Annotated in this window: 23 protein-coding genes; 8 read left to right on the top strand and 15 right to left on the bottom strand. The window is 71.6% G+C overall.

The genetic code is table 11. The features are described from left to right. The first annotated feature begins 106 nt into the window (after window positions 1-106). Window positions 107-910 carry a hypothetical protein gene (locus AC07RV_RS45425; protein WP_296784169.1) on the top strand — a complete coding sequence of 268 codons (804 nt, stop codon included), beginning with the start codon at window positions 107-109 and terminating at the stop codon, window positions 908-910. 9 nt (window positions 911-919) lie between these two features. Here the strand turns inward: AC07RV_RS45425 and AC07RV_RS45420 are convergent, their stop codons facing one another. Both AC07RV_RS45420 and AC07RV_RS45415 read right to left on the bottom strand, forming a co-directional pair. Beyond that, window positions 920-1630, bottom strand: coding sequence for a response regulator (locus AC07RV_RS45420; RefSeq protein WP_296784172.1), 711 nt, complete (start codon window positions 1628-1630; stop codon window positions 920-922). 7 nt (window positions 1631-1637) lie between these two features. After that, entirely contained in the window at window positions 1638-3215 is a 1578-nt protein-coding gene (locus AC07RV_RS45415; protein WP_296784175.1) for an ATP-binding protein, read from the bottom strand. Between the two features lie 179 nt (window positions 3216-3394). Between AC07RV_RS45415 and AC07RV_RS45410 the strand changes: the two genes are divergently transcribed. From AC07RV_RS45410 to AC07RV_RS45400, 3 genes are read left to right on the top strand one after another with little or no spacing between them, the layout of a single operon-like run. Further along, complete coding sequence (locus AC07RV_RS45410; RefSeq protein WP_177239448.1) at window positions 3395-3547, top strand: hypothetical protein; 153 nt, start codon at window positions 3395-3397, stop codon at window positions 3545-3547. Next, on the top strand, window positions 3544-3759 hold the full coding sequence (locus tag AC07RV_RS45405; protein ID WP_296784179.1) for a hypothetical protein: 216 nt from the start codon (window positions 3544-3546) through the stop codon (window positions 3757-3759). Before AC07RV_RS45410 ends, AC07RV_RS45405 begins: the two co-directional genes overlap by 4 nt. Window positions 3760-3762: 3 nt before the next feature. Then, the gene (locus tag AC07RV_RS45400) at window positions 3763-4089 is read left to right on the top strand and encodes a hypothetical protein (RefSeq protein ID WP_296784182.1); all 327 of its coding nucleotides are present in this window, start codon (window positions 3763-3765) and stop codon (window positions 4087-4089) included. 3 nt (window positions 4090-4092) lie between these two features. Here the strand turns inward: AC07RV_RS45400 and AC07RV_RS45395 are convergent, their stop codons facing one another. From AC07RV_RS45395 to AC07RV_RS45385, 3 genes are all read right to left on the bottom strand, one after another. Beyond that, window positions 4093-4776 (bottom strand): response regulator, encoded by a 684-nt coding sequence (locus tag AC07RV_RS45395; RefSeq protein ID WP_296784185.1) that lies wholly within the window; start codon window positions 4774-4776, stop codon window positions 4093-4095. A gap of 5 nt (window positions 4777-4781) precedes the next feature. Further along, window positions 4782-7181, bottom strand: coding sequence for an outer membrane protein assembly factor BamA (gene bamA / locus AC07RV_RS45390; protein WP_296784188.1), 2400 nt, complete (start codon window positions 7179-7181; stop codon window positions 4782-4784). Window positions 7182-7246: 65 nt separating this feature from the next. After that, complete coding sequence (locus AC07RV_RS45385) at window positions 7247-7918, bottom strand: nuclease-related domain-containing protein (protein ID WP_093348486.1); 672 nt, start codon at window positions 7916-7918, stop codon at window positions 7247-7249. Window positions 7919-8371: 453 nt separating this feature from the next. Between AC07RV_RS45385 and AC07RV_RS45380 the strand changes: the two genes are divergently transcribed. From AC07RV_RS45380 to AC07RV_RS45370, 3 genes are all read left to right on the top strand, one after another. Continuing rightward, a complete protein-coding gene (locus tag AC07RV_RS45380; RefSeq protein ID WP_296776460.1) occupies window positions 8372-9526 on the top strand; it encodes a porin in 1155 nt (384 codons plus the stop codon). Window positions 9527-9609: 83 nt separating this feature from the next. Beyond that, on the top strand, window positions 9610-9906 hold the full coding sequence (locus AC07RV_RS45375) for a hypothetical protein (RefSeq protein WP_093348491.1): 297 nt from the start codon (window positions 9610-9612) through the stop codon (window positions 9904-9906). A gap of 17 nt (window positions 9907-9923) precedes the next feature. Beyond that, the gene (locus tag AC07RV_RS45370; RefSeq protein WP_296776467.1) at window positions 9924-10445 is read left to right on the top strand and encodes an ATP-binding protein; all 522 of its coding nucleotides are present in this window, start codon (window positions 9924-9926) and stop codon (window positions 10443-10445) included. A gap of 3 nt (window positions 10446-10448) precedes the next feature. Here the strand turns inward: AC07RV_RS45370 and AC07RV_RS45365 are convergent, their stop codons facing one another. The 6 genes from AC07RV_RS45365 to pbpC form a co-directional block, all read right to left on the bottom strand. Further along, a complete protein-coding gene (locus tag AC07RV_RS45365) occupies window positions 10449-12443 on the bottom strand; it encodes a putative bifunctional diguanylate cyclase/phosphodiesterase (protein WP_093348496.1) in 1995 nt (664 codons plus the stop codon). Between the two features lie 127 nt (window positions 12444-12570). Next, entirely contained in the window at window positions 12571-12963 is a 393-nt protein-coding gene (locus AC07RV_RS45360; protein ID WP_093348498.1) for a hypothetical protein, read from the bottom strand. Window positions 12964-13157: 194 nt separating this feature from the next. Then, window positions 13158-14459: a CynX/NimT family MFS transporter gene (locus AC07RV_RS45355; protein WP_296776476.1), complete on the bottom strand. Its 1302-nt coding sequence runs from the start codon at window positions 14457-14459 to the stop codon at window positions 13158-13160. Next, on the bottom strand, window positions 14456-15172 hold the full coding sequence (locus tag AC07RV_RS45350; RefSeq protein ID WP_296776479.1) for a FadR/GntR family transcriptional regulator: 717 nt from the start codon (window positions 15170-15172) through the stop codon (window positions 14456-14458). Before AC07RV_RS45350 ends, AC07RV_RS45355 begins: the two co-directional genes overlap by 4 nt. Before the next feature lie 237 nt (window positions 15173-15409). Further along, the gene (locus AC07RV_RS45345) at window positions 15410-16900 is read right to left on the bottom strand and encodes a TPM domain-containing protein (protein ID WP_296776482.1); all 1491 of its coding nucleotides are present in this window, start codon (window positions 16898-16900) and stop codon (window positions 15410-15412) included. Beyond that, a complete protein-coding gene (gene pbpC / locus AC07RV_RS45340) occupies window positions 16897-19218 on the bottom strand; it encodes a penicillin-binding protein 1C (RefSeq protein WP_472922539.1) in 2322 nt (773 codons plus the stop codon). The genes AC07RV_RS45345 and pbpC overlap by 4 nt, the downstream gene beginning before the upstream one ends. Window positions 19219-19556: 338 nt before the next feature. On the opposite strand from pbpC, the gene AC07RV_RS45335 reads away from it, so the two are divergent. Beyond that, complete coding sequence (locus AC07RV_RS45335; RefSeq protein WP_093348507.1) at window positions 19557-19772, top strand: hypothetical protein; 216 nt, start codon at window positions 19557-19559, stop codon at window positions 19770-19772. Between the two features lie 13 nt (window positions 19773-19785). On the opposite strand, the gene AC07RV_RS45330 is transcribed toward AC07RV_RS45335, so the two are convergent. The 4 genes from AC07RV_RS45330 to AC07RV_RS45315 form a co-directional block, all read right to left on the bottom strand. Beyond that, window positions 19786-20412, bottom strand: a complete 627-nt coding sequence (locus AC07RV_RS45330; protein WP_093348510.1) for a LysE family translocator — start codon at window positions 20410-20412, stop codon at window positions 19786-19788. A 30-nt stretch (window positions 20413-20442) separates the two neighbouring features. Further along, entirely contained in the window at window positions 20443-20844 is a 402-nt protein-coding gene (locus AC07RV_RS45325; RefSeq protein WP_093348512.1) for a GFA family protein, read from the bottom strand. A 146-nt stretch (window positions 20845-20990) separates the two neighbouring features. Beyond that, window positions 20991-21269, bottom strand: coding sequence for a DUF2277 domain-containing protein (locus AC07RV_RS45320; RefSeq protein WP_296776490.1), 279 nt, complete (start codon window positions 21267-21269; stop codon window positions 20991-20993). Between the two features lie 39 nt (window positions 21270-21308). Beyond that, the coding region (locus AC07RV_RS45315; RefSeq protein WP_492716584.1) for a GNAT family N-acetyltransferase at window positions 21309-21954 on the bottom strand (646 nt) is incomplete at its 5' end.

Genomic DNA, 21954 nt, shown 5'->3' with positions numbered 1-21954 from the left:
GAAATAAAGGAGGAGCCCGAAGGGCGGGGGACATTCGCGGAGGGAAGTACCCGCTGTCCTGTGCACGCGCCCCGAACCGCAACAAGCCCGCCCTAAGATCGCAACCATGCTCTCCATCCGCCCCTGGCCAGCCGCCATCGCAGCCCTCTCGTTCCTCGCAGCAGCAACAGCAGCAACAGCAGCGACGGCCGCCCCCACAGCCCAGGTCTTCGACCGCGTCGCCAAACCGGAAGCGGTCGATGCCCAATGGCGCCCCACGTTGTGTGCGCTGCTCTCGAAGTCCTGCAGCGCCGAGGAGCTCGGCCTCTACCGGCCGCGCGGCAGTGCCGAGGGCGAGTACGTGGTGCTGTCGGTGAAGCCGCTCGCGATGGCGCGCGTGCAGAGAACTGCGGACGGAAGCTGGCGCCTGCAGCGGCTGCATGACTTTTCGGCCTACCAGGGCACGCCCTCGAAGCTCGGCGGTGGCCGCGAGCCGCAGCGCTCGCTCGCGCCGGCGCTCTATCCGCTGGCCGACGGCCGCTGGGCGGTCGCGGTGCAGAGCGCGTTCAGCGACATGTACTCGGGCGGCGGCGCCAGCTTCGTCGTTGCCGACTTCGTGCCGCTGGAAGGGGACCCGGCCACCGCCAAGCCGGCCTACGAGGACATCCCCTTCTGGTGCTCGCAGATGATCCGCGCCTGCTTCTCCGAGAAGGAATACAAGACCTCGCCGCACTGCCACGACGAGACCTCGGGCAGCCTGCGCATCGCCTATGCCGATGCCGCGCGGCCCGGCGCCGCCCATGGCTGGAGCTTCAGCTGGACCGAGAGCGAATGGCCCGCGCACAAGCCGCGCAGCGCGCGGCGCAGCGGCACCACGCGCTTCACCGCGGCCGACACCTCGGCCGTGCCGTTCTGCGGCGGTCCGCAGTAGCGGGGCGGCTCAGTCCGCGGGCGGCGGTGCTTCCCACGCGAAGCCCACGCCGTACACCGAGCGGATCCAGTCGTGCCCGGGCGTCACCGCGCCGAGCTTGCGGCGCAGGTTCTTCACGTGGCTGTCGATCGCGCGCTCGGTCACGTCCACCGTGTCGTCGTAGGCCAGCTCGAGCAGCCGCGCGCGCGAGAAGATGCGCCCCGGATGGCGCGACAGCACCTGCAGCAGCCCGAACTCGCGGCGCGTGAGGTTCAGCGGCGTGCCCTCGAGCGAGGCGCGCCAGTGCACGTCGTCGAGCACCAGCCCGGGCGCCGCCTCGTTCGCGGCGCGGCCCGGCGTTCCTTGTTCGGACACGCCCGGCGCCGCGCGGCGCAGCACCGCGCGCACGCGCGCCACCAGCTCGCGCGGCGAGAAGGGCTTGCAGACGTAGTCGTCGGCACCGAGCTCCAGGCCCAGCAGCCGGTCGACCTCCTCGATGCGCGCCGTCAGCATGATGATCGGATGGGCCGTGTGTTCGCGCGCGCGCCGCAGCACCTCGATGCCGTCGAGCCGCGGCAGCATGATGTCGAGCAAGGTCAGGTCGGGCGGCGAGGCCACGATGCTCTCGAGCGCGCTCTGGCCATCGGCGAAGTGCGCGGTTTCGTAGCCTGCGTGGCGCAGGTAGTCCTGCACCACCGAGGCGATGTCGGCTTCGTCCTCGACGATCACGATGCGGGTCATGGGGAGGTCAAGGTGAGTTGGCCAGCGGCAGGGTGAGGATGACGCGCAGCCCGCCCATCGGCGAGGGCGAGGCATCGATGGTGCCGCCATGCGCCTCGATGGTGGCGCGGCAGATCGAGAGTCCCAGGCCCGAGCCGCCATGCTCGCGGCTGCGCGAGGTCTCGCCGCGGAACAGGCGGTCGAACAGGCGCGGCAGTTCGCTCTCGGGCACGCCCGGCGCGCTGTCGTCGAACAGCAGCGTGAGGCTGTGGCCGGTCCATGGGCCTTCCACCGTGACGTCGATGCGCAGCACGCCGCCTGGGTCGGTGTAGGCCAGCGTGTTCTCGAGCAGGTTCATGAAGACCTGGTGCAGCCGGTGCGCGTCGCCCTCGATCGCCGGCTGCTTGCGCGCCGCGATCAGGTCGATGGCGCGGCGGTCGACCGCGATGCCGCGCTGCGCGAAGCGGTCGCGCGTGTGGTCCAGCGCCTCCTTGAGCAGCGACAGCGGATAGACCGTGGTGGTCGGCAGGTCGCTCTGCGGCGCGCGCATGCTGCTGCGCAGGTCGTCCACCAGTTGCCCGAGGCGGATCACCTGGCGGTGCAGCCGCAGCGCCGTGCGTTCGTCGAAGGTGCGCACACCGTCCTGCAGCGCCTCGATCTCGGCGCGCATCGCGGCCAGCGGCGTGCGCAGCTCGTGCGCGGCATCGGCCAGCCAGGCGCGGCGCGAGGCTTCCACGGTGTCGAGGCGCTGCGCCATGTCGTTGAAGGTCTTGCCCAGCAGCGCGAGTTCGTCCGAGCCCTGCACCACCACGCGCGTCGACAGCCGGCCGCGCGCCACGTCCTGCGCCGCCTGCGTCAGGTCGTCGACCGGCTTGAACCAGCGCCGCGCCAGCAGGTAGGAGAGCGCAAGCGCGAACATCAGGCCCGCGAGGCCGGTGAGCACGATCACGCCCGACTGCCGCGCCAGGAAGGCGCGGTCGGCCTCGCTCTCCAGGCCCTGCAGCGGCGCCAGCGCGAGGTAGCCGATGACGGCCCGGCCGCGCCGTATCGGCAGGCGTGCCGCGTTCTCGGGATCGATGGTCGCGCCCACCACGCGCGCGCCCTGCGCGTCGAGCACCGCGAGCCGCTGGTAGATCGAGTCGGCCATCGCGCGCGGATCGGCGAAGAAGAAGGGCGGCGGCATCGCCGGGATCGCGCGCCGCGGCAGCAGCTCGAGCTGGCCCGGCGGCATCGGCGGCGGCCCGTTGTCGGCCGCACCCTCGGGCGGGTCGACGCGCAGCGTGCGGTACTCGTACCAGGGCGGCAGCCGGCGGTCGTCGGGCGCGCTGGCGTTGTCGAGCACGGTCGCCACGCGGCCCATCTGCAGCCGGTGCCAGGCCTCGTCGTTGTCGCGCAGGCTCTTCCAGTCGCCGTTGAGCACGTAGTGCTTGAGCACCAGCTGCGAGAGCCAGTCCATGCGGCGGATCTCGATTTCGGCCACGTAGGCGCCGAGGCCGCGCTGCAGCGCGAGGATCGAGAGCCCCGCGAAGCTCAGCAGCAGCACGATCAGCAGCGCGGCGAGCGCCAGGAAGATCTTGCGGGAGAGGGTCAGGCGCAGACGCGGCATGGTCTCGGGAGGTGAGGGCCGCATTCTGCGACAGGCGATGCGGGTGGCGCGGGCATGGCAGGCGGTGCGGCGGACGGAGGCGTCATCGGCAAGCCGCCGATCATGACCGCCAAATGTGAAGGAATCTGGGAGAGCCGATCTCCCATTTTTCTCCCGAATCGGCACGCACGATGGCGGCCATGACACCGTGCATCGACCTCCTGTGGCCCGCGCTCCTCGCGCTGTTCGGGCTGTTCGCTCCCGCCTGGATCTTCGCGATCCACTGGGCCGAGGGCCGCGCCACGCGGCCTGGCGTGGTCGGCGGCACGGCCGTCGGCGAGGAGTCGGCATGACCCCCGCGGAGCGTTCACCGTCGCTGGACCGGTGCGCGCTGCTGGCCATGCTCGGCGCGATCGGCCTGTCGGCCTCGGCGGGTTTCGCCGCCTCGGCCTGGCCGGCGCGTGCCCTCGGGCATGGCCCCGTGAAAGCGGTGCATGGCCCCCGGGCGCCCGAGGCCATGGCGTTGCCCGAGGAAGTTCCGCCGCCACCGCGCACCGGAGGCTGAGCCATGCAGGGCACGACGATGCTTCCCGCGGCGCCCGCCGAGCGCCGCAGCCGGCGCATGCAGCGGCTGGCGGGCGCGCTGGCCTTCTGCGGCCTCGCGGCCGGCACGGTGGTCGCGGTGCGCGACGAATGCCCGCCCGAGCCCGGCGGGCGCGGCTCGGCGCGCCGCATGCCGGTCTCCACGCTCGCGCCGATCATGGACGTCGAGCGCACCGCGCTGCCGCAGCAGGCCCGCCCCCGGCCCGGCCAGCCCGTCGACATCTACAGCCCCACCGCGCCGAAGCCGGGCACGCGCCGCGGCGCGGGGGCCTGCCGCTACCAGGCGCGCTGAAACTCAGGCCGGCCGCTCCGCGAAGCTGAAGCCCACGCCGTAGATCGAGCGGATCCAGTCGTGCGCGGGCGCGGCGGCCGAGAGCTTGCGGCGCAGGTTCTTGATGTGGCCGTCGACCGCGCGCTCGTTGACTTCGAGCGCCTCGGGGAACGCGGCCTCGAGCAAGGTCGAGCGGCTGAACACCCGGCCCGGGTCGCCCGAGAGCGCGCGCAGCAGCAGCAGTTCGCGCCGCGTCAGCGCCAGCGGCCGGCCCTCGAGCCGTGCGCCGCCGTCGGCCTCGGCGAAGGCCACGGCCGCCGAGGGCCGTGCCGCGTGCCGGCGTTGCGCGTGGCGGCGCAGCACCGTGTTCACGCGCGCCACCACCTCGCGCGGCGAGAAGGGCTTGCAGACGTAGTCGTCGGCCCCGAGGTCGAGCCCGCGCAGCCGGTCGGCCTCGCGCGTGCGCGCCGTCAGCATGATGATCGGATGGTCGCTCAGCGAGCGCACCGCCTCCAGCACCTGCAGGCCGTCGATGCGCGGCAGCGCCACCTCGAGCAGCGTGAGCGCGGGCGGCGCATGCAGGATGCGCTCGAGCGCGGCCGCGCCGTCGGCGATCTGCTCGACCTCGTGGCCGGCGTCGTGCAGCAGGCCGTGCAGCACGGCGGCGCTGCTGTGCCGGGCGTCTTCCACCAGCAGGATGCGGGCCATGGCGTTCAGAACGAGGTGCCGATCTGGAACTGCAGCCGCTGCGTGCGGTCGGCCGCGATGCCGTTGGCCGTGTCCGCCTTCTGGTAGAGCAGCGGCACCGCGTAGGCCAGCCGCAGCGGCCCGAGCGGCGAGATCCAGCTGATGCCCAGGCCGGCCGAGGCGCGCAGCTTGTTCTGCGCCTTCCATTGCGCATCGCTCATGCTGGCCGTGCGGCTCGCGAAGACGTTGCCCGCGTCGAGGAAGGTGTACAGCCGCAGCGAACGGTCGTTGCCCGCGCCCGGGAACGGCGTGCTGAACTCGAGGTTGAAGATCGCCTTGCGCGTGCCGCCCAGCGAGCCGCCCGACACGGCATCGACCGGTCCCAGCGAGTTTTGCTCGAAGCCGCGGATCGAGCCCAGCCCGCCCGCGTAGAAGTTCTTGAAGATCGGAAAGGCCGCGTCGCCGAGCGCGCGCGCATAGCCGAGCTCGCCATTGAGCGCCAGCGTGTACTGCTTCGACAGCGGGAAGTACTGCTGGTACTGGTAGTTGCTCTTCAGGTAGCGCAGCGCGCCGCCCACGCCCACCTCGAGGTTCGCGCTCTGCAGCCGGCCCTGGGTCGGGATCAGCGCGCTGTCGCGGTCGTCGCGCGACCAGCCCAGCGTGGCCGGAAACGCCACCATGCTGCGGTTGGCGCAGCTCACGCTCGGTGCCGTGCCGGTGCACTGGAAGTAGTCGAGGTAGGCCTGCGGCGTGCCGGTGTAGACATAGGAGCCGTCGACCAGCGTGTAGGTGCCGTTGCTGCCGGGCGTGAACGCATAGCGTTCGACGCCGATGCCCAGGTAGATGCGGTCGAGCTCGCCCACCGGGATGCCGAAGCGCACCGAACCGCCGTCGCTCGCGAGCTTGTAGTTGCCGTCGGCCTCGTAGTAGGGGCGCGTGGTGGTGTGGAACAGGTTGACGGTGCGCGAGATCCCGTCCTTGGTGAAGTAGGGATCGGTGGCGGTCAGCGAGATCGTGCGGTTGTACGAGCTGGTGTTGACCTGCAGGCCCAGGTAGTTGCCGCTGCCGAACACGTTCTCCTGCGTGATGCCGAAGCTCAGCGAGATCTTGTCGGTCGACGAATAGCCGGCGCCGAGCTGCAGCGAGCCGGTGGGCTTCTCGGCCACCGTCACCGCGATGTCGACCTGGTCGGGCGAGCCGGGAATCTCCTGCGTCTCGACGTTCACCTCGGTGAAGAAGCCCAGCCGGTCCACGCGGTCGCGCGACAGCTTGATCTTGTTGCCGTCGTACCAGGCGCCCTCGTACTGGCGGAACTCGCGGCGGATCACCTCGTCGCGCGTGCGCGCGTTGCCGCCGATGTGGATGCGCCGCACGTAGGCGCGGCGCGAGGGCTCGGCCTTCAGCACCATCGTCACGCGGTTGTTCGCGCGGTCGATCTCGGGCTCGGCCTGCACGCGCGCGAAGGCATAGCCGAAGGTGCCGAAGTAGTCGGTGAAGGCCCTGGTGGTCGCCGTGACCTGCTCGCCGTTGTAGGGCTGGCCGGGCTTGATGGTGACCAGCGTCTTGAATTCGTCGTCGCGGCCCAGGTAGTCGCCCGCGAGCTTCACGCCCGCCACCGTGAACTTCTGGCCCTCGCTGATGTTGACCGTGACCGTGAGGTCCTCGCGATCGGGCGAGATCGCGACCTGGGTCGAGTCGACGCGGAACTCGAGGTAGCCGCGCGTGATGTAGTAGCTCTTCAGCGTCTCGAGGTCGGCGTTGAGCTTGCTGCGCGAGTACTGGTTCGACTTGGTGTACCAGCTGAGCCAGCCGCCGCTGTCCTGGTCGAACAGGTCGAGCAGCGTGTTCTCGCTGAAGGCCCGGCTGCCCACGACGTGCACTGAGCGGATGCGCGCGGGCTCGCCCTCGGTCACGCCGAAGCTCAGGTTCACGCGGTTGCGTTCGCTCGGCGTGGCGGTGGTGACCACCTGCGCGTTGTAGAGGCCGCGGCCCAGGTACTGGCGCTTGAGCTCCTGCTCGGCGCGGTCGGCCAGCGCCTTGTCGTAGGGCCGGCCCTCGGCCAGCCCCACTTCGCGCAGCGCCTTCTGCAGCGCGGCCTTGTCGAATTCCTTGGTGCCGACGAAGTCGACGTCGGCGATGGTCGGGCGCTCCTCGACGATCACCACCAGCACGCGGCCGGTGACGTCGATGCGCACGTCCTTGAACAGGCCCAGCGCGAACAGCGCGCGGATGGCCTCGCTGCCGCGTTCGTCGCTGTAGGTGTCGCCGGCGCGCAGGCCGAGGGTCGCGAAGACGGTGCCCGCCTCCACGCGCTGCAGGCCTTCGAGGCGGATGTCCTGCACGGCGAAGGGCTCGGCGGCCCGGGTGGAGGGTGCGATCAGCGCAGCGAGCAGCGCCAGGCCCGCGAGGGACTTCGGAGAGTTCATCGGCGCATGGTTTCGTCCAATGTCGGAGAAATTTGGGACGCCGCGCCGAGTTCACTTTCTCTCCTTTATTGCAGCCCGATGGCGTTGGCGGTCGGCCAGGCCGGGGCCGCCATCGGGGCCCGCGCGCCGGGCTCGCCGCAGGCGCGGCAATTGCGCAGGTGGTCCTCGAGGCTCAGTTCGCCCTGCACCTCGAGCAGCCGCTGCACCGTGCGTTCGACCGCCTGCGCATCGAGCAGCGGATAGCTGCGCGCGGTGCGGCCGTTGTTGCGCACCAGCCGCGCGATGTAGGGCAGGTCCTGCTGCGTGATGACGGCCGCGGGCATCACGCCCTCGAGCGCCACGCCTTCGCAGGGCAGCAGCACGAAGTACTGCAGCCGCAGGTCGTCGGGCAGCAGGCTGCGCAGCTGCGTGGTCTTGCGACCGCCCTGCCAGGCCGGGTCCTTCACCTCGCGCGCGCGGTTGCAGCCCTGCAACCGCAGGAACCAGCGCGGCGGTGCCTGGTCCGATTTCTTGCGGTAGACGAAGGCGTTGCGCCAGGCCTTGATCTCGAACAGGTAGACGCCGGTCTCGCAGACCACCACCGCGTCGATGCGCGCGGTGCGCACCGCGCAGCCCTCGGGCATCGGGATGATCAGGTTGCGAAGAATGCGCAGGTGGTCGAACGCGGGGCTGAATGCGTTGGCGAGCTGTTGCACGCCGAGCGAGGCGGCGAGGGTGCTTTGCAATGCGATGGTCATGGTGGCTCCTTCGAGTTAGGGCCTGTTGACGCTATGCAAGGGGTCGCGTTGCCCCGCAAAGGGGCTGGATGCAAGGCGCCCGTGCGCAGCAAGGCTGATGCCTTGCAAGCGCGGGCAACGCCGCAGACGGCCCCTTTGCGGGGCAACCCGAAGGGAAGCTCGCCAGAGCCCGCCCCTCGGCGTTGCGCTCCTAGCGTGTGCGGACGCACACGCGTCGTCGCGCGCCTTGATGGGCGGGCTCTGGCGAGCTTCGCGACCCCTTGCATAGCGTCAACAGGCCCTAAAGCATCGCGCGGCTTTTGGGAGACTTTTGGTAAGGACGGCATTGGGGTGTTCGCGCATCGATTGCGCGCAAAAACAACATTCGCCCCCATGCACCAGATTCCTCCAAATTTGGACGAGAGCATCCGTTCCGGCCGCTCGATGAAGAGCGCCGAAACCGGAGAAACCTGAATGAAGAAATCCCTCACGGCCCTGGCCGCGCTGACCGTCACCGGCCTGGCCTGCGCCCAATCGTCCGTCACCCTGTTCGGCGTCATCGACGCCGGCGTGAGCTACCAGTCGGCCACCTCGCGCAACGCGATCACCGGCATCACCAGCAAGCAGAGCCAATGGAGCCTGGCCAACTCGGGCTACAACTCCAGCCGCATCGGCTTCAGGGGCACCGAGGACCTGGGCGGCGGGCTGGCCGCGAGCTTCTGGCTCGAGGCACCGATCACCAACGACGACGGCGCGACCGGCATCGCCAACTTCAACCGGCGCTCCACCGTCAGCCTGTCGGGCGGCTTCGGCGAAGTGCGGCTGGGGCGCGACTACACGGCCACCTTCTGGAACGACACCGTGTTCGATCCCTTCGGCACCAACGGCTCGGGCACCAACGTCATCAGCACCGTGAGCGCCAGCACGGGCATCGGCAACAGCAACTACACGCGCGCCAGCAACATGGTCGCGTACTTCCTGCCGCCCAACCTCGGCGGCTTCTACGGCCAGGTGCAGTACAGCCTGAACGAGAACGTGCGCAGCACCGACGTCACCGGCACCGCCACCAGCAGCAGCGCGGGCCGCTACGTCGGCGGGCGCTTCGGCTATGCCAACGGGCCGCTCGACATCGCGCTGGCCGCGGGCCAGAACGTGGCGGTCGACACCACCACGCTCACGCGCAAGGTGCAGACCGTCAACCTCGGCGCCTCGTACGACTTCGGCCCGGTCAAGTTGTTCGGCGAGATCTCGAACGTGCAGAACAAGTTCGACACCGGCCTGGCCAACACGCACGACAGCTACAAGGGCTATCTGATCGGCGCCACTGTGCCGGTGGGCCCGGGCCTGATCCGCGCCTCGTACTCGACGGTGCGCTACAACGAGGGCGCCGCCGGCATCTTCGGCGAGGACCCGCGCGTCAACAAGCTCGCGCTCGGCTACGTGCACAACCTGTCGAAGCGCACCGCCCTCTACGCCACCATCGCGCGCGTGAGCAACCGCAACGACGCGGCCTACACCGGCAGCCTCACGGCCGCCAGCACCACCGGCTACGGCACCACGGGCGTGGGCTACACCGGCCTGCCCAAATCCTCGACCGGCTACGACTTCGGCATCCGCCACGCGTTCTGACGCCGGCATGCGCCCGCGCGCACTTCGTGGCGCGCGGGCGCGTGTGCCGTGCGCGGCCGCAGAAGAAAAGAGGAGAAGCTTTCATGACATTCCACATCCGCTGCCTGGCCGGCGCGCTGGCCGCGGCCAGCCTCGGCGGCTGCATCGTGCTGCCGCCGCCCATGGCCTATGGCCCGCCACCGCCGCCGATGACTCCGCGCCTGTCGATGCCCGGGCCGCTGACCGCGCGCCTGATGCCGCTGCCGGCCTGGGACATGTGCGAGGGCGAGCCCGAGGGCGCGCGGCCCGTGCCGCCGGGTCCGCGCGGCGATGCGCTCGCGGGCCGCTGCGAGCGCACGCCCTCGGGCGCGCTCGAGTACCGACCCGGCGCGCCGCGCTGAGACCGGCGCGCGCATCCATGCAGACCGGCAACCTCGGCCTCGTCATCGCCAGCGTCATCGGGCTCGGCTTCGCGGGCGTCTTCGGCCTGATGGGCTCGCTGCTGGTCGCGAACCTGCGCGACGGGGCGCGGGCGCGCGAGGCCGCGGCACGCGCGCGCGACGAAGCGCTGCAGCGGCTCGGCCGCAGCGCGGTGCACGACCTGCGCGCGCTGCTCGGCGCGGCGCTGCCGCGCGCCGCCATCGAGCTGCCGCCGCAGGCCGTGCCCGTGCTGGCGGTGGAGAGCGAATTGCGCGAGCTGCTCGCGCAGATCGCCGCGCAGGCGCTGCCGGCCGCGCCGCACGACGAGCTGCGCGTGCATGCGCGCATCGAGGGCGCGCAGGCGGTGGTGCATTGGCGCGATGTGGGCGCCGCGCCCGTGCGCGCCTGCGAGCGCATCGCGGCCGGCCTCGGCGGGCGGCTCTATGCGGCCTCGCATGCGGGCGGCCCGCTGGGGCTCACCTTGCGGCTGCCGCTGCATGGCGGCCCAGTGCCGGGCTGAAGTTCAGCCGGGCAGGCGCTGCGCCCAGGGCAAGACCTTGTCGAGCGGCATCGGCCGCGCGAGGTGATAGCCCTGCATCAGCGGGCAGCCGAGCGCATTGAGCGCCTCAAGCTCCTCGCCGGTCTCCACGCCCTCGGCCACCACGTCGATGCGCAGCGAATGGCCCAGCCGGATCACCGACTCGACCAGCACGCGGTTGCCCGGCGAGGCGGCCAGGCCGAGGATGAAGCTGCGGTCGATCTTGACCTGCCGCACGTACTTGCTGCGCAGCGAGGCCAGCGAGGAATAGCCGACGCCGAAGTCGTCGACCACGATCGCCACGCCCGCGTCGGCCAGCGCATGCAGCCGCGCGCTGGCGGCGAAGGTGTCGAGCGCGATCTCCTCGGTGATCTCGATCTGGATGCGATGAGGCGCGATGCCGTGGCGCGCGATCTCGCCGAGCACGATGCGGTCGAGCGCGAGCTGCGACATCTCGCGCGGCGAGACGTTCATCGCCACCGGCACGGCCTCGAAGCGCGGGTCGGCCGCGGCCAGCTCCTGCAGCCCGACGCAGATCTCGGCCAGGATGTGACGCAGCAGCGATTCGGCGAGGCCGGTGCTCGCGGCCGCGCGGATCACGTCCTCGGGCGGGATCCAGCCGTGGCGCGGATGCTGCCAGCGCAGCAGCGCCTCGAGGCTGTGCAGCCGGCGGCCGCCGTCGGCCAGGATCGGCTGGTACCAGACGCCGATGGCGCGCGAGGCGACCGCGCCGGGCAGGTCGCGCTCGACGTCGCGCCGCGTCACCAGGCGCTCGCGCAAGGCCTCGTCGAAGCGGCGGCAGCGGCTGCGGCCCGCGCGCTTGGCCTCGTGCAGCGCCTCGTCGGCCGAGCTCAGCATGTCGGCGATGGACACGCCGCGCTCGACGCAGATGCCCACGCTCGCGCTCAGCTTGCCGCCATACTGCGCGGTGGCCGAGGCGATCGATTCGATCAGCGCCTGCCCCACCTGATCGGGCGAGGGGCCGCCGTCCTCGGCGATGAACAGGGCGGCGAACTCGTCGCCGCCCCAGCGGCCCAGGATGGCGTCGCGCCCGGCCAGCTCGCGCTGCAGCCACTGCGCCACGTCCTGCAGCACGCGGTCGCCCATCTTGTGGCCGAAGGCGTCGTTGACGGCCTTGAAGCCGTCGATGCCGAGGATCAGCAGGCCGTGCTCGCGCTCCTTGCCGCCGGCATCGATGCGCAGGCTCGAGGCCTGGGTGAAACCCTCGCGGTTGAGCAGGCCCGTGAGCGCGTCGTGCGCGACGCGGAAGGCGAGCTGGCGCGTCGATTCGAGCGACAGCGTGTGCGACTGCCGCAGGCGCGCGGCCATCGACACGGCCTCGTTCTTGAGCCGGCTGCCCTCGCGGAAGCCGCGCGCGCTCTGCAGCGCCGCGCGCACCAGCGCCGCGAGGTAGACCAGCACCATCGCGGCCAGCGCGAGGTGGTCGAAGCCGCCGGCCCAGACCAGGCAGCCGAACACCGAGAGCAGCGCCGGCGTGATGAAGCTGATCGGCACCGGCGCGTAGGCGATGCCGTAGGTGACCGAGCCGGCGCAGATGCCGCAGACCACGGTCAGGTAGAACAGGGTCTGCGGCGAGGTGTAGCCCTCGCAGAGGATCGGGATCAGCGCCCAGACCGAGCCCGACAGCAGCGCGAACAGCCAGGCCAGGCGCAGCTCGTGGTCGACCGCGGGATCGCTGCCGTTGGCGCCGGGCGAGGCCACGAAGGGCCGGCGGCAGACGAAGATGCGCGTGATGTTGACGGCCAGCGAGAGCGTCAGCCAGGCCAGGCCGAGCGCGGTCAGGTCCGAGTGGTGGGCCAGCAGCGCCACCGTGAGGCTCAGCACCAGGTTGACCGGGATCGCGGCGAGCACGCTGCGGCGCACCGCCAGCATCTGCTCGGTGCGCACCATGCGCGACAGCGCGGGGCTGTCGGGCGAGCCAGCGGCTTCTTCTTCCTGCGGGGCGGAGGAGGCGTTCATGAAATGGATCGGCGACGCATCATGCACCGGTCCGCCGCATTGCGCAGCGCGGCACGGCCGCCGTGGGCGGCCTGCGCGGTTCCCCTCGGGGTCACCGCGCGCGGGAGGGTTGCCGCAACGGCACCCTTCAGCGCACCGTCGACATCACGGTCGCGCGGCAGCGCGGCTGGTCGCGCGGCGCGAGCAGGACGCAGTTGTCGAGCGCGCGCTGCTGCATGTCGCTGAGCTTCGGCGGTTCGCGGTAGACCGGCGGGGGCGGCGGCGCGGCATAGCGCTGGCGGCGCTCGTACTCCCAGCGGTCGCGGTCGTCGCGGCTGCGTTCCCAGCGTTCGCGTTCCCAGCGATCGCGGTCGCGCTGGCGGTCGAAGCGCAGCCGGTCCATGCACGAGTGGAAGTCCATGCCCGAACGGCCGCTCGCGCAGTAGCGGCGGTCGGCTTCATAGACGTCCATGTCGCGCTGGGCCAGCGCGGGGGCGGTCTGGATCAGGCCCAGCAAGGCCAGGGCGGCAAGTTTCTTCATGGTACGCTCGTCGAAGAGAAGCCGTGAGGCGGGTGGATCGGGGCGGTGCCTGCTCGGGGCCGCAGTCTGACCGTCGGCATGGCACGAAGTTTCTCATGCTCCGGACCCCTCGCTCTTCGGACGCGCGAGCTTCTTGTTGTAGGCGCGCGCGGACTGCGCGCCGCGTCGCGCCTGCGCCACGCCGGCCCGGACTTCTAGCGCGGAACGGTGACCGCGCCGACGTGCATCGTGCGGCCGGCGCCGATGCCCGCGATCAGCATCGCGACGCCGACCGCGACGAACAGCCACGAGGCGGCGCTGAAGCTGCCGGTCCAGCCGTGCAGCAGCCCGGCCAGCAGCGGACCGAAGGCCGCGATGACGTAGCCCACGCCCTGCGCCATGCCCGACAGGTGCGCGGCCACGTGCGAATCGGGCGAGCGCAGCACGATCATGGTGAGCGCCAGCGCGAAGGTGCCGCCCTGCGCGATGCCCAGCAGCACGGCCCAGACCCACACGCCGCCGAGCGGCGCGAACAGCTGGGCCAGCATGGCGGCCACGGTGAGCAGCGCGAGCGCCACGGCCAGGCCGATCTGGTTGCGCAGCCTGACCGCGAGCGCGGGGATCACGAGGCAGGTCACGACCTGCGTGATGACCGAGACCGAGACCACGTAGCCCGCGGTGTCGCTGGCCAGCCCGCGTTCGCGCAGGATCGGCGCCAGCCAGCCCATGACGATGTAGGCCAGCGCGGACTGCAGCCCCATGAAGCAGGTGACCTGCCAGGCCAGCTTGTCGCGCCACAGGCCGCGCACGGTGAAGCCGGCTTCGCTGGCGATCGGCTTGAGCGGCAGCGCCTGCGGCGCCCACAGCAGCGTGACCAGCGCGGCCGGCAGCGCCCAGACCGCGAGCGCCGCGGTCCAGCCGCCGCCCAGCGCATGCTCGATCGGCACCGTGAGGCCGGCCGCGCTCGCGGCGCCGCCGCACACGGCCATGGTGTAGAGGCCCATCATCAGCGCCGCCTGCCCGGCGAAGTCGCGCTTGACCAGGCCCGACAGCAGCACGTTGGCGACCGCGATGCCGCTGCCGGCGATCGCCGAGGCGACGAACAGCAGCGGCACGTGGCCGGTGCCGCGCAGCAGCGTGCCGACCAGGATCAGCGCCATGCAGCCCAGCAGCGTGCGCTCGGTGCCGAAGCGCCGGCCGAGGCCGGGCGCGAGCGGCGCGAACAGGCCCAGACACAGCACGGGCAGGGTGGTCAGCAGGCTGGCGGCGGTGGCCGACAGGCCGGTGGCACGGATGATCTCGGGCAGCACCACCGAGAGGCTGGAGAACACCGGTCGCAGGTTGAAGGCGATCAGCACCACGCTGGCACCCAGCAGGATGCGGCGGCCGCGGCTCGGCGCCGGGGTGGGCGGCGGCGCGGGCTGGCTGTCGACCTCGGCGTCGATCAGCAGTTGGCCGGCATCGGCATCGGCGGGCGCGTTGCGGCGGGTGGCCGTGGGGAGGGTGGTGGCGGTCATGGGCGGGACGGCGCGCGTGGGCCGTCGGTGGGGGTGTCGGTGCCGGCGGCGAGCGTCGCGATCATGGGCGTCATGAAGGCGCGCACGGCGGCGTCGGCGCGCTCGGGGTCGCGGCTGGCGATGGCCTCGACGATCGCGCGGTGGGCCGCGTCGTCGGGCTCGGGCAGCAGCGTGCCCATGGTGCTGGCGATCGTGTCCTTGATGTAGCCGCCGATGAAGCGCACGGTTTCGGCGAGCGCGAGGTTGCCCGCGATGTCGACGATGGCCAGGTGGAAGGCGAGGTCGCGCTCGATGAAGGCCGCGCCGCCGTCGCCGGGCGCGGGCGTGCCGCGGCCATCGAGCAGGGCGTGGAGCTGGCGCAGGTCCTTGGGCGTGTGGCGCAGCGCGGCCAGCCGCGCGGCCTGCACCTCGAGCGCGCAGCGCACCTCGAACTGGTCGAGCAGGCTGGCCAGGCGCAGCTTCTGCAGGCTGGCGCCAGGGTCGAAGCCCGAGCGCACGTAGGTGCCCGAGCCCTGGCGCACCTCGAGCAGGCCGCGCGAGACCAGCGTCTTCACGGCCTCGCGCACGGTGCCGCGGCTCACGCCGAGCAACTGGGCGAGCTGCGGCTCGATGGGGATGCGCGCGCCGACGGGCCAGCGGCCGGCGGAGATTTCGGCGCGGATGCCGTTGGCGGCGGCTTCGACCAGGGAAGTGCGGGGGGCTTGGGCGAGCATGAGGTGCTAATTCATTGAATCATCGGATGAATTGTGTCGGGGCTTCGGTAGGCCTGCTGGTGGGAGGGGCTTGGCTGAGGCGGGGGCGTTCGGGGGCGTGCGCAGGACACCGGGTACTCCCCTCCGCGAATGTCCCCCGGCCTGCGGCCTCCTCCTTGATTTCGCTGCGGGGAGTACCCGGTGCCCTGCGCACGTGGGCACGATGTCGGAAGCCGATGCGCGCGGCGTGGTGTGTTGCTACCAGCTTCCCGAGGCGCCGCCGCCGCTGCTCGAGCCGCCGGAATCCGACGAGGACGACGACGAGGAATCCGACGACGAGGACGAAGAAGAGTCGGACGACGAGGAGGAACTGCTGCTCCATCCGCTGTCGCCGTAGTCGCGGTCACCGCCGCCACCCCCGCCGCCGTCGGCCGGGAAGAAGGCCACGAGCAGCGCCACCACCGTGACGGCCGCGAGCACGATCCAGAACAGCTGCGGATCGAGCTCGTCGTGCGCCATCCCGACGAACAGGCCCACCAGCACGCACACCACGATCCAGCGCGTGACGAAGCTGCGCACGCCCTTGCGCCAGGCCTTGCGCATGCCGGTCACGATCAGCAGGCCGACCAGCACGGCCGCGCCCAGCGCCAGCATGCCGAGCAGGGACCAGCCCACGCGCTCCCAGCCCAGCTGCTGGCCCGCGATCACCACGCCCGCGATCAGCAGCGCGATGCCGGCGACGACGAAGCGCATCGTGCGCCACAGGCCGCAGCCATAGCCGAGGCCGAAGCCCATCGGCACCGGCATCATCGCGAGCGCGATCGCGAACATCGGCTCGCCGAGCGTGGCGGCCGCGGCGACCGGCGCGACCGCGAGCGCGCCGAAGGTCCAGGGCCAGCGCCGCAGGGTCTTGCCGGGCGCGGCCGCGGCAAGGGCCGAGGCGCTTTCCAGCTCGGCCGCGACGCTGGCCTGCGCGCGGCGTGCGCGCTTCGACGAGCGTCGCGCGCTGCTGCGGGCCTGCCGCGCGCGCCGCCGGGCGAGCCAGTCGGCGTCGGTGCGCAGCTCGGCCGCGCTCTTCTTCTGCCGGCTCTGCCAGAGCCCGACCAGCGCGGACCAGCCGATCACGGCGAAGAAGGCCCAGCCCTCGGGCGTGACATGCGATCCGCGCGGCTCGGGCGCCGTCGATTCGACGGGCTCGCCCGGATCGATCAGCGGCAGTTCCTGGGCCATGGCCATCGGCTCGCCGCGGATCAGCTGCGCGATGCCGTCGACCGCGGCACCCAGGCCGCCGTCGAAATCGCCGGCGCGAAAGCGCGGCGTCATCTCCTGGTCGATGATCCGCGCGGCCTGGATGTCGGTGATGCGGCCCTCGAGGCCGCGGCCGACCTCGATGCGCATGCGCCGGTCGCGGATCGCCACCAGCAGCAGCACGCCGTCGTCCTCGTCCTTGCGCCCGAGCTTCCATTGCGCGAACACGCGCGTGGCGTACTGCTCGATGCTGTCCTCGCCGGTGGTCGGCACGATCAGCACCGCGAGCTGGGCCTGGGTCTCGCGCTCGAGGTCGGCGATGCGCTCGCGCAGCGCCTCGGCCTGCGCGGCGTCGAGCGTCTTGTTCTGGTCGATCACGCGCGACTTCATCGCCGGCACGGGCACGGGCCTGGCCTGCGCGCCGAACACCGCGGCGAACAGCAGCACGAGGCACAGCCAGAGGTGCAGGCCGGGTCGGAAGTCCGGGGTCGTCGCCCTCATCGCTGGGCGCTCTTCGTCACGACGCCCGCGCCGCGCACCTCGAGCCGGCGCTGGTCCACCACCTTGCCGCCGGCATCGACCAGCTCGATCAGGTGGCGGCCCGGCCAGGGCAGCCACTGCGCGCTGTTGCCGCGCGCGAAGTGCTTGCCGTCGATGCGCCACTGCACGCCGCGGCCTTCCGATTCGAAGCGCACGCGCTGGCGCAGCGGCGGGATGTCGGGGTCGAGCGCGATGATCGTGCCGTCGGCCGGTGCCGTGATGCGCGCGACGCTGGCCGAGCCCGCGGCGCCGGGGTCGTTGGCGAGCGCGAACAGCGGCTGCTCGGTGCCCTGCACGAACCATTCGTCGCGCGCGGCCTCGAGCGCGTTGCCGTCGGGGCCGGGGCCGAAGTCGATGTGCGTGCGCACCAGGCCCGGCGGCGGCGCGGGCGCGCGGCTCGGCTCGCGCGCGTGCAGGAAGCGCATGACCTCGGCCCAGACCGGCGCCGCGCCGCTGGTGCCGCTCACGTCCCACATCGATGCGCCGCTCGCGTTGCCCACCCACACGCCGACCGTGTAGCGCTGCGACCAGCCCACGGCCCAGTTGTCGCGCATGTCCTTGCTGGTGCCGGTCTTCACCGCGCTCCAGAAGCGGGTCGAGAGGATGCTGTCGAGGCCGAAGGTGCGGGTGCGCGCGTTGGGGTCGGACAGGATGTCGCCGACGATGAAGGCGGCGCGCGGGTCGAGCACCGGGGCCGGGGCGGCCTTTGCGGCGGTGGTGGCGGCGGCGGTGGTGGGGGTCTTCTTCGACTTGTCCGGCGCGGCCGGCGCCAGCAAGGTGGTCGTGCCGTAGCGCCCGCCGTTGGCCAGCATGCGGTAGGCATTGGTCAGCGACAGCAGCGTGACCTCGGCGCTGCCGAGCGCGAGGCTGTAGCCGTAGTAGTCGCCGCTCTCGCGCAGCGGCAGGCCCGCCGCGCGCAGCCCGCGCGCGAAGGATTCGGGCGACACCATCACCAGCGTGCGCACGGCCGGCACGTTGAGCGAGGCCGCGAGCGCGGTGCGCGCCGACACCGGGCCCTTGAAGCGCCGGTCGTAGTTCTGCGGGATGTAGAGGCCGCTCGCGGTGTTGATCTGCGCCGACGAGTCCTCGATCAGCGAAGCCGCGGTGAGCCGTTGCTCGGCGATTGCCTGGCCGTAGAGCAGCGGCTTGAGCGTCGAGCCCGGCTGGCGCAGCGCGGTCACGCCGTCGACCTCGGCCGCCTGGCTCAGCGGCCCCGAGGAGCCGACCCAGGCCAGCACCTCGCCGGTGGCGTTGTCGAGCACCACCAGCGCGCCGTCCTCCACGTGCCGGCCGCGCAGTTCGCGCAGGTGGCGCTGCAGGGTGCCGAGCGCGAAGCGCTGCAGCGGCGCGCGCAGCGTGGTGCGCACGCTGCCGTCGCCGGCGTCCTTCGCGGCCGTCTTGGCCTCGCCCGGCTGCGTGTCTTCCTGCCCGGGCTCGCGGCCCTCGCGCGCCTGGCGCAGCGCGCGCCGCGCGGCATGCGGCGCGATGCCCTCGCTGGCATCGAAGGCGCGCCGCTGCACCGCGGCGCTGGTGAACATGTCGAGCGCCTCGCAGTCGGCCTTGCGCTGCGGTTCCATGGCGCGCAGCACCTCGCAGGCGCGCTGCGCCACCAGGGCCGGCCGCGCGTTGGGCGCGCGCACCAGCGCGGCGGCCACCGCGGCCTCGCGCGCGTCGAGGCCGCTCGGCGCCTTGCCGAACAGGGTGCGCGAGAGCGCGTCGATGCCCACGATCTCGCCGCGGAACGGCACGCTGTTGAGGTAGGCCTCGAGGATCTGGTCCTTGCGCCACTGGCGTTCGAGCTGCGCCGCGGCCACGGTCTGGCCGAGCTTCTGCGTCAGGCTGCGGCCACCGCCGCCACGCCGCAGGTCTTCGTCGAGCAGGCCCGAGAGCTGCATCGTGATGGTCGAGGCGCCGCGCGTGCGCGTGTTCCAGAGGTTGCCCCAGGCCGCGGCCGAGACCGCGCGCCAGTCGACGCCGCTGTGCTCGTAGAAGCGCCGGTCCTCGCTGAGCACCATCGCCGTGCGCAGCGCCGGCGAGATGTCGGCCAGCGCCGTCCACTGGCCGCGTCGCACGCTGGCGTCGGTGCGCACGCGCTGCAGCAGCTCGCCGTTGCGGTCGAGCACCGCGGTGTCGGACGAACGGAAGTCGCGCTTCACCTCCTCGAAGCCGGGCACGGCCTGCGCGCCCTGGGCCATCAGCATCAGCGCGCCGAACGCCAGCGTGGCGCGCAGCGCGGGGCGTGCAATCGAATGAGGAGGCAGGGCGTTCGGAGTCGGCATCAGGGCAGGGGTGCGCGCGGGGAAGGCGCCGGGCTGGAAAGCGGCCGCCATTCTCGGCCATGCGCGTCGGGCTGCCGTCCTGCCGAAAGATGTAGACGGAAGTTCGAACCGGTGCCGCGCGGCATGCGCCTACTCGCGGACGCGGGACGCACCGCCACGCGGGGGCCGGGCGCGTCGCTCACAGTCGGCAGCAGCTGCCACATCCGGTCACACAACTTCACCGCGGCGCAGCCATCGCGACACCGCGGCCCGACCTGCGTGGCCTTCAATGCGCTACCGCTGCGGTGCCCAGAGGCCAGCCGCCGCGGTGTTCCACAACCATTCCAAGGAGAACCCTCATGAAGAACAACAGACTCGCCACCCTGGCCGTCGTGCTGTCGGCCTCGGCCGTGCTGGCCGGCTGTGTGGTCGCCCCCGGCTACGACCGCCCGCCGCCGCCGCGCCATGGCGACCGTGACCGCGACGGCGTGCCGAACCGCTACGACCGCGATCGCGACGGCGACGGCGTGCCCAATCGCTACGACAGCCGTCCGGGCGATCCGCGCCGCAACTGATCGAGGGGCCGGCTCAGGCCGGCCGGCGCGCCATCAGCGCCCACAGGCCCGCCGCGCTCAGCAGCGCGCCGCCGCCGAGGTTGAAGCGGCGCTGCGCGCGCGGCGACGACAGCAGGCGCCGCGCCGAGCCCGCGAACACCGCATAGAGCGTGGCGTTGAGCGTGGCCATCGCGACGAAGGTCAGCGCCAGCACCCACATCTGCGGCGCGACCTCTGCCTTCTGGCTGATGAACTGCGGCAGGAAGGCCACGAAGAACACGATGCCCTTGGGGTTGAGCGCCGTCACCAGGTAGGTGTTGGCGAACAGCCGCCAGCGCGAGGCGGGTGCTTCGGGCGTCGCGATCTCGGCGCTCGACACGCCCGCGCGCAGCAGCTTGATGCCCAGGTACAGCAGGTACAGCCCGCCCACCCACTTCACCGCGTTGAACCAGAAGGCCGAGGCCGCGAGCAGCGTGCCCAGGCCCAGCAGCGACACCACCAGCGCGGTCGAATCGCCGAGCGCCACCGCGGCCACCAGCGGCACGTTGGCGCGGCGGCCATGCGACATCGAATAGCTGATGACGGTGAGGATGGTCGGGCCGGGAATGATCAGCAGCACGGCCGAGGCGGCCACGAAGGCGAGCCAGAGTTCGAAGGGCATGGGGGTGTCTCCTGGGGTTGTGTTTGTCTGTCAGGGATCGATCGCCGTGCGCGCCACGTGCCAGGTGCCGCGGTGGCCGTCGACGTAGCGCAGCGGCGAGTTGACCAGGTCGTCGAGGTCGACGTCGTCGAGGCAGGTCACGTTCACGCCATAGGCATGGGCGCCGGTCTCGGGCGAATGGCCCACGCCGAAGGAGCGCACGCCGCAGAGCTTGCAGACGATGTAGTGGCTGTTGCGGCTGTCGAGCATCTGGTCGCTGAGCTCGGATTCGCCCTCGAGCAGGCGAAAGGCCTCGGGCTCGACGATGGCCGGCCAGAAGCGCGTGCGGGTGCAGATCGCGCAGTTGCAGCGCAGCGTGCCCAGGCTCAGGTCGATGTCGGCTTCGAAGCGCACGGCGCCGCAGTGGCAGCCTCCGATATAGGTCTTTCTCATTCGGTCGATGTCCGCGTCTTCTTGAATGTGTTTCGGCTTGCAAGGCACGATACCAAAGGCCTTTTGGCCCTGCGCCGCGGCAGGCGCAAAAACCGTGCGCGGCGAAGGCCGAACGCGGCGGGTTCAGGCGCGAATGCCGGCCGCGGTCACGAAAGCTGCGTGCCGAAGCGCGCCGCCGAGCGGGCCTTGGCGCGCTCGGCCTCCACTTCGCGGTCGCGCGGCCCGGCCGTGGTCACCAGCGATTCGAGCAGCCGCGCCGCGCTGGCGCTGACTTCCTCGACGGCGCGTTCGAATGCGGCCTCGTTGGCGCGCGAGGGCACGTTGAAGCCGCTGAGCTTGCGCACGAACTGCAGGGCCGCGGCGCGGATCTCCTGCTCGGTGGCGGGCGGCTCGAAGTTGTAGAGGGTCTTGATGCTCCTGCACATGGTGTCGGGTCTCCGGGCTCTTGTCGGGTACGGACCAGTCTAGTGGGGCGCGGTGGCCTCGGTGGCGAGCAGGGCCATGGCGTGGACGTCGTGGTAGATGCCGTCGACGCGCATCGCCTGGCGTTGCAGGCCTTCGTGCTGGAAGCCGAAACGCTCGTAGAGGGCCTTGGCGGGGAGGTTGTCGTCGCGCACCGTGAGTTCGATGCGGGTGAGGCCTTTGAGCCAGGCAGCTTCGATGGTGGTGCGCAGCAGTTGGGGGCCGAGGCCTTGGCCGCGGGCGTTGGGGTGCAGGGCGATGCCTAGGGTGCCTGCGTGGGCGCGGGTCTGGCCGAAGGTGGGGGCGATGTCGCACCAGCCTATGACCTGGTTATTTTCTACGGCTACGAAGTGGGGGGAGTGGGTGGCGCGCAGATGGCGGTAGAAGTCGGTTGTCGAGTCGTAGGGCGGGGCCTCGGTGAGGGCCAGGTACTTTTTTTCTCGGGCTACCGTGTCGAGGGTTTGGTGGAGGGAAGGGTAGTGGTGCGCTTCTGCGGGGAGGATCGTTGGCATGGTGCGGGGCAGTTTGCCAGCGGTCTTGGTTTTTTGACTGTGCTCTTCTTGTTGAGATCGTTGGCCGGGACTCGCCCCGGCGGGCGAGTCACTTTCTTTTGCTTCGCCAAAAGAAAGTAACCAAAGAAAAGGCGAC

Source organism: Variovorax sp. GW821-FHT09B01 (assembly GCF_059418345.1).
Note: the sequence above shows the minus strand (reverse complement) of the source record. Positions and strands in the feature narration are given on the sequence as shown.

Excerpts from the sequence above, each read along its gene's own strand:
- bamA (WP_296784188.1), bottom strand. The coding sequence starts at position 7,181 with ATGAACTCTCCGAAGTCCCTCGCGGGCCTGGCGCTGCTCGCTGCGCTG.
- AC07RV_RS45385 (WP_093348486.1), bottom strand. The coding sequence starts at position 7,918 with ATGACCATCGCATTGCAAAGCACCCTCGCCGCCTCGCTCGGCGTGCAA.
- AC07RV_RS45400 (WP_296784182.1), top strand. The coding sequence starts at position 3,763 with ATGCAGGGCACGACGATGCTTCCCGCGGCGCCCGCCGAGCGCCGCAGC.
- AC07RV_RS45395 (WP_296784185.1), bottom strand. The coding sequence starts at position 4,776 with ATGGCCCGCATCCTGCTGGTGGAAGACGCCCGGCACAGCAGCGCCGCC.
- pbpC (WP_472922539.1), bottom strand. The coding sequence starts at position 19,218 with ATGCCGACTCCGAACGCCCTGCCTCCTCATTCGATTGCACGCCCCGCG.
- AC07RV_RS45405 (WP_296784179.1), top strand. The coding sequence starts at position 3,544 with ATGACCCCCGCGGAGCGTTCACCGTCGCTGGACCGGTGCGCGCTGCTG.
- AC07RV_RS45375 (WP_093348491.1), top strand. The coding sequence starts at position 9,610 with ATGACATTCCACATCCGCTGCCTGGCCGGCGCGCTGGCCGCGGCCAGC.
- AC07RV_RS45425 (WP_296784169.1), top strand. The coding sequence starts at position 107 with ATGCTCTCCATCCGCCCCTGGCCAGCCGCCATCGCAGCCCTCTCGTTC.
- AC07RV_RS45415 (WP_296784175.1), bottom strand. The coding sequence starts at position 3,215 with ATGCCGCGTCTGCGCCTGACCCTCTCCCGCAAGATCTTCCTGGCGCTC.
- AC07RV_RS45335 (WP_093348507.1), top strand. The coding sequence starts at position 19,557 with ATGAAGAACAACAGACTCGCCACCCTGGCCGTCGTGCTGTCGGCCTCG.
- AC07RV_RS45380 (WP_296776460.1), top strand. The coding sequence starts at position 8,372 with ATGAAGAAATCCCTCACGGCCCTGGCCGCGCTGACCGTCACCGGCCTG.
- AC07RV_RS45370 (WP_296776467.1), top strand. The coding sequence starts at position 9,924 with ATGCAGACCGGCAACCTCGGCCTCGTCATCGCCAGCGTCATCGGGCTC.
- AC07RV_RS45420 (WP_296784172.1), bottom strand. The coding sequence starts at position 1,630 with ATGACCCGCATCGTGATCGTCGAGGACGAAGCCGACATCGCCTCGGTG.
- AC07RV_RS45330 (WP_093348510.1), bottom strand. The coding sequence starts at position 20,412 with ATGCCCTTCGAACTCTGGCTCGCCTTCGTGGCCGCCTCGGCCGTGCTG.
- AC07RV_RS45320 (WP_296776490.1), bottom strand. The coding sequence starts at position 21,269 with ATGTGCAGGAGCATCAAGACCCTCTACAACTTCGAGCCGCCCGCCACC.
- AC07RV_RS45365 (WP_093348496.1), bottom strand. The coding sequence starts at position 12,443 with ATGAACGCCTCCTCCGCCCCGCAGGAAGAAGAAGCCGCTGGCTCGCCC.
- AC07RV_RS45350 (WP_296776479.1), bottom strand. The coding sequence starts at position 15,172 with ATGCTCGCCCAAGCCCCCCGCACTTCCCTGGTCGAAGCCGCCGCCAAC.
- AC07RV_RS45355 (WP_296776476.1), bottom strand. The coding sequence starts at position 14,459 with ATGACCGCCACCACCCTCCCCACGGCCACCCGCCGCAACGCGCCCGCC.
- AC07RV_RS45410 (WP_177239448.1), top strand. The coding sequence starts at position 3,395 with ATGACACCGTGCATCGACCTCCTGTGGCCCGCGCTCCTCGCGCTGTTC.
- AC07RV_RS45325 (WP_093348512.1), bottom strand. The coding sequence starts at position 20,844 with ATGAGAAAGACCTATATCGGAGGCTGCCACTGCGGCGCCGTGCGCTTC.
- AC07RV_RS45360 (WP_093348498.1), bottom strand. The coding sequence starts at position 12,963 with ATGAAGAAACTTGCCGCCCTGGCCTTGCTGGGCCTGATCCAGACCGCC.
- AC07RV_RS45345 (WP_296776482.1), bottom strand. The coding sequence starts at position 16,900 with ATGAGGGCGACGACCCCGGACTTCCGACCCGGCCTGCACCTCTGGCTG.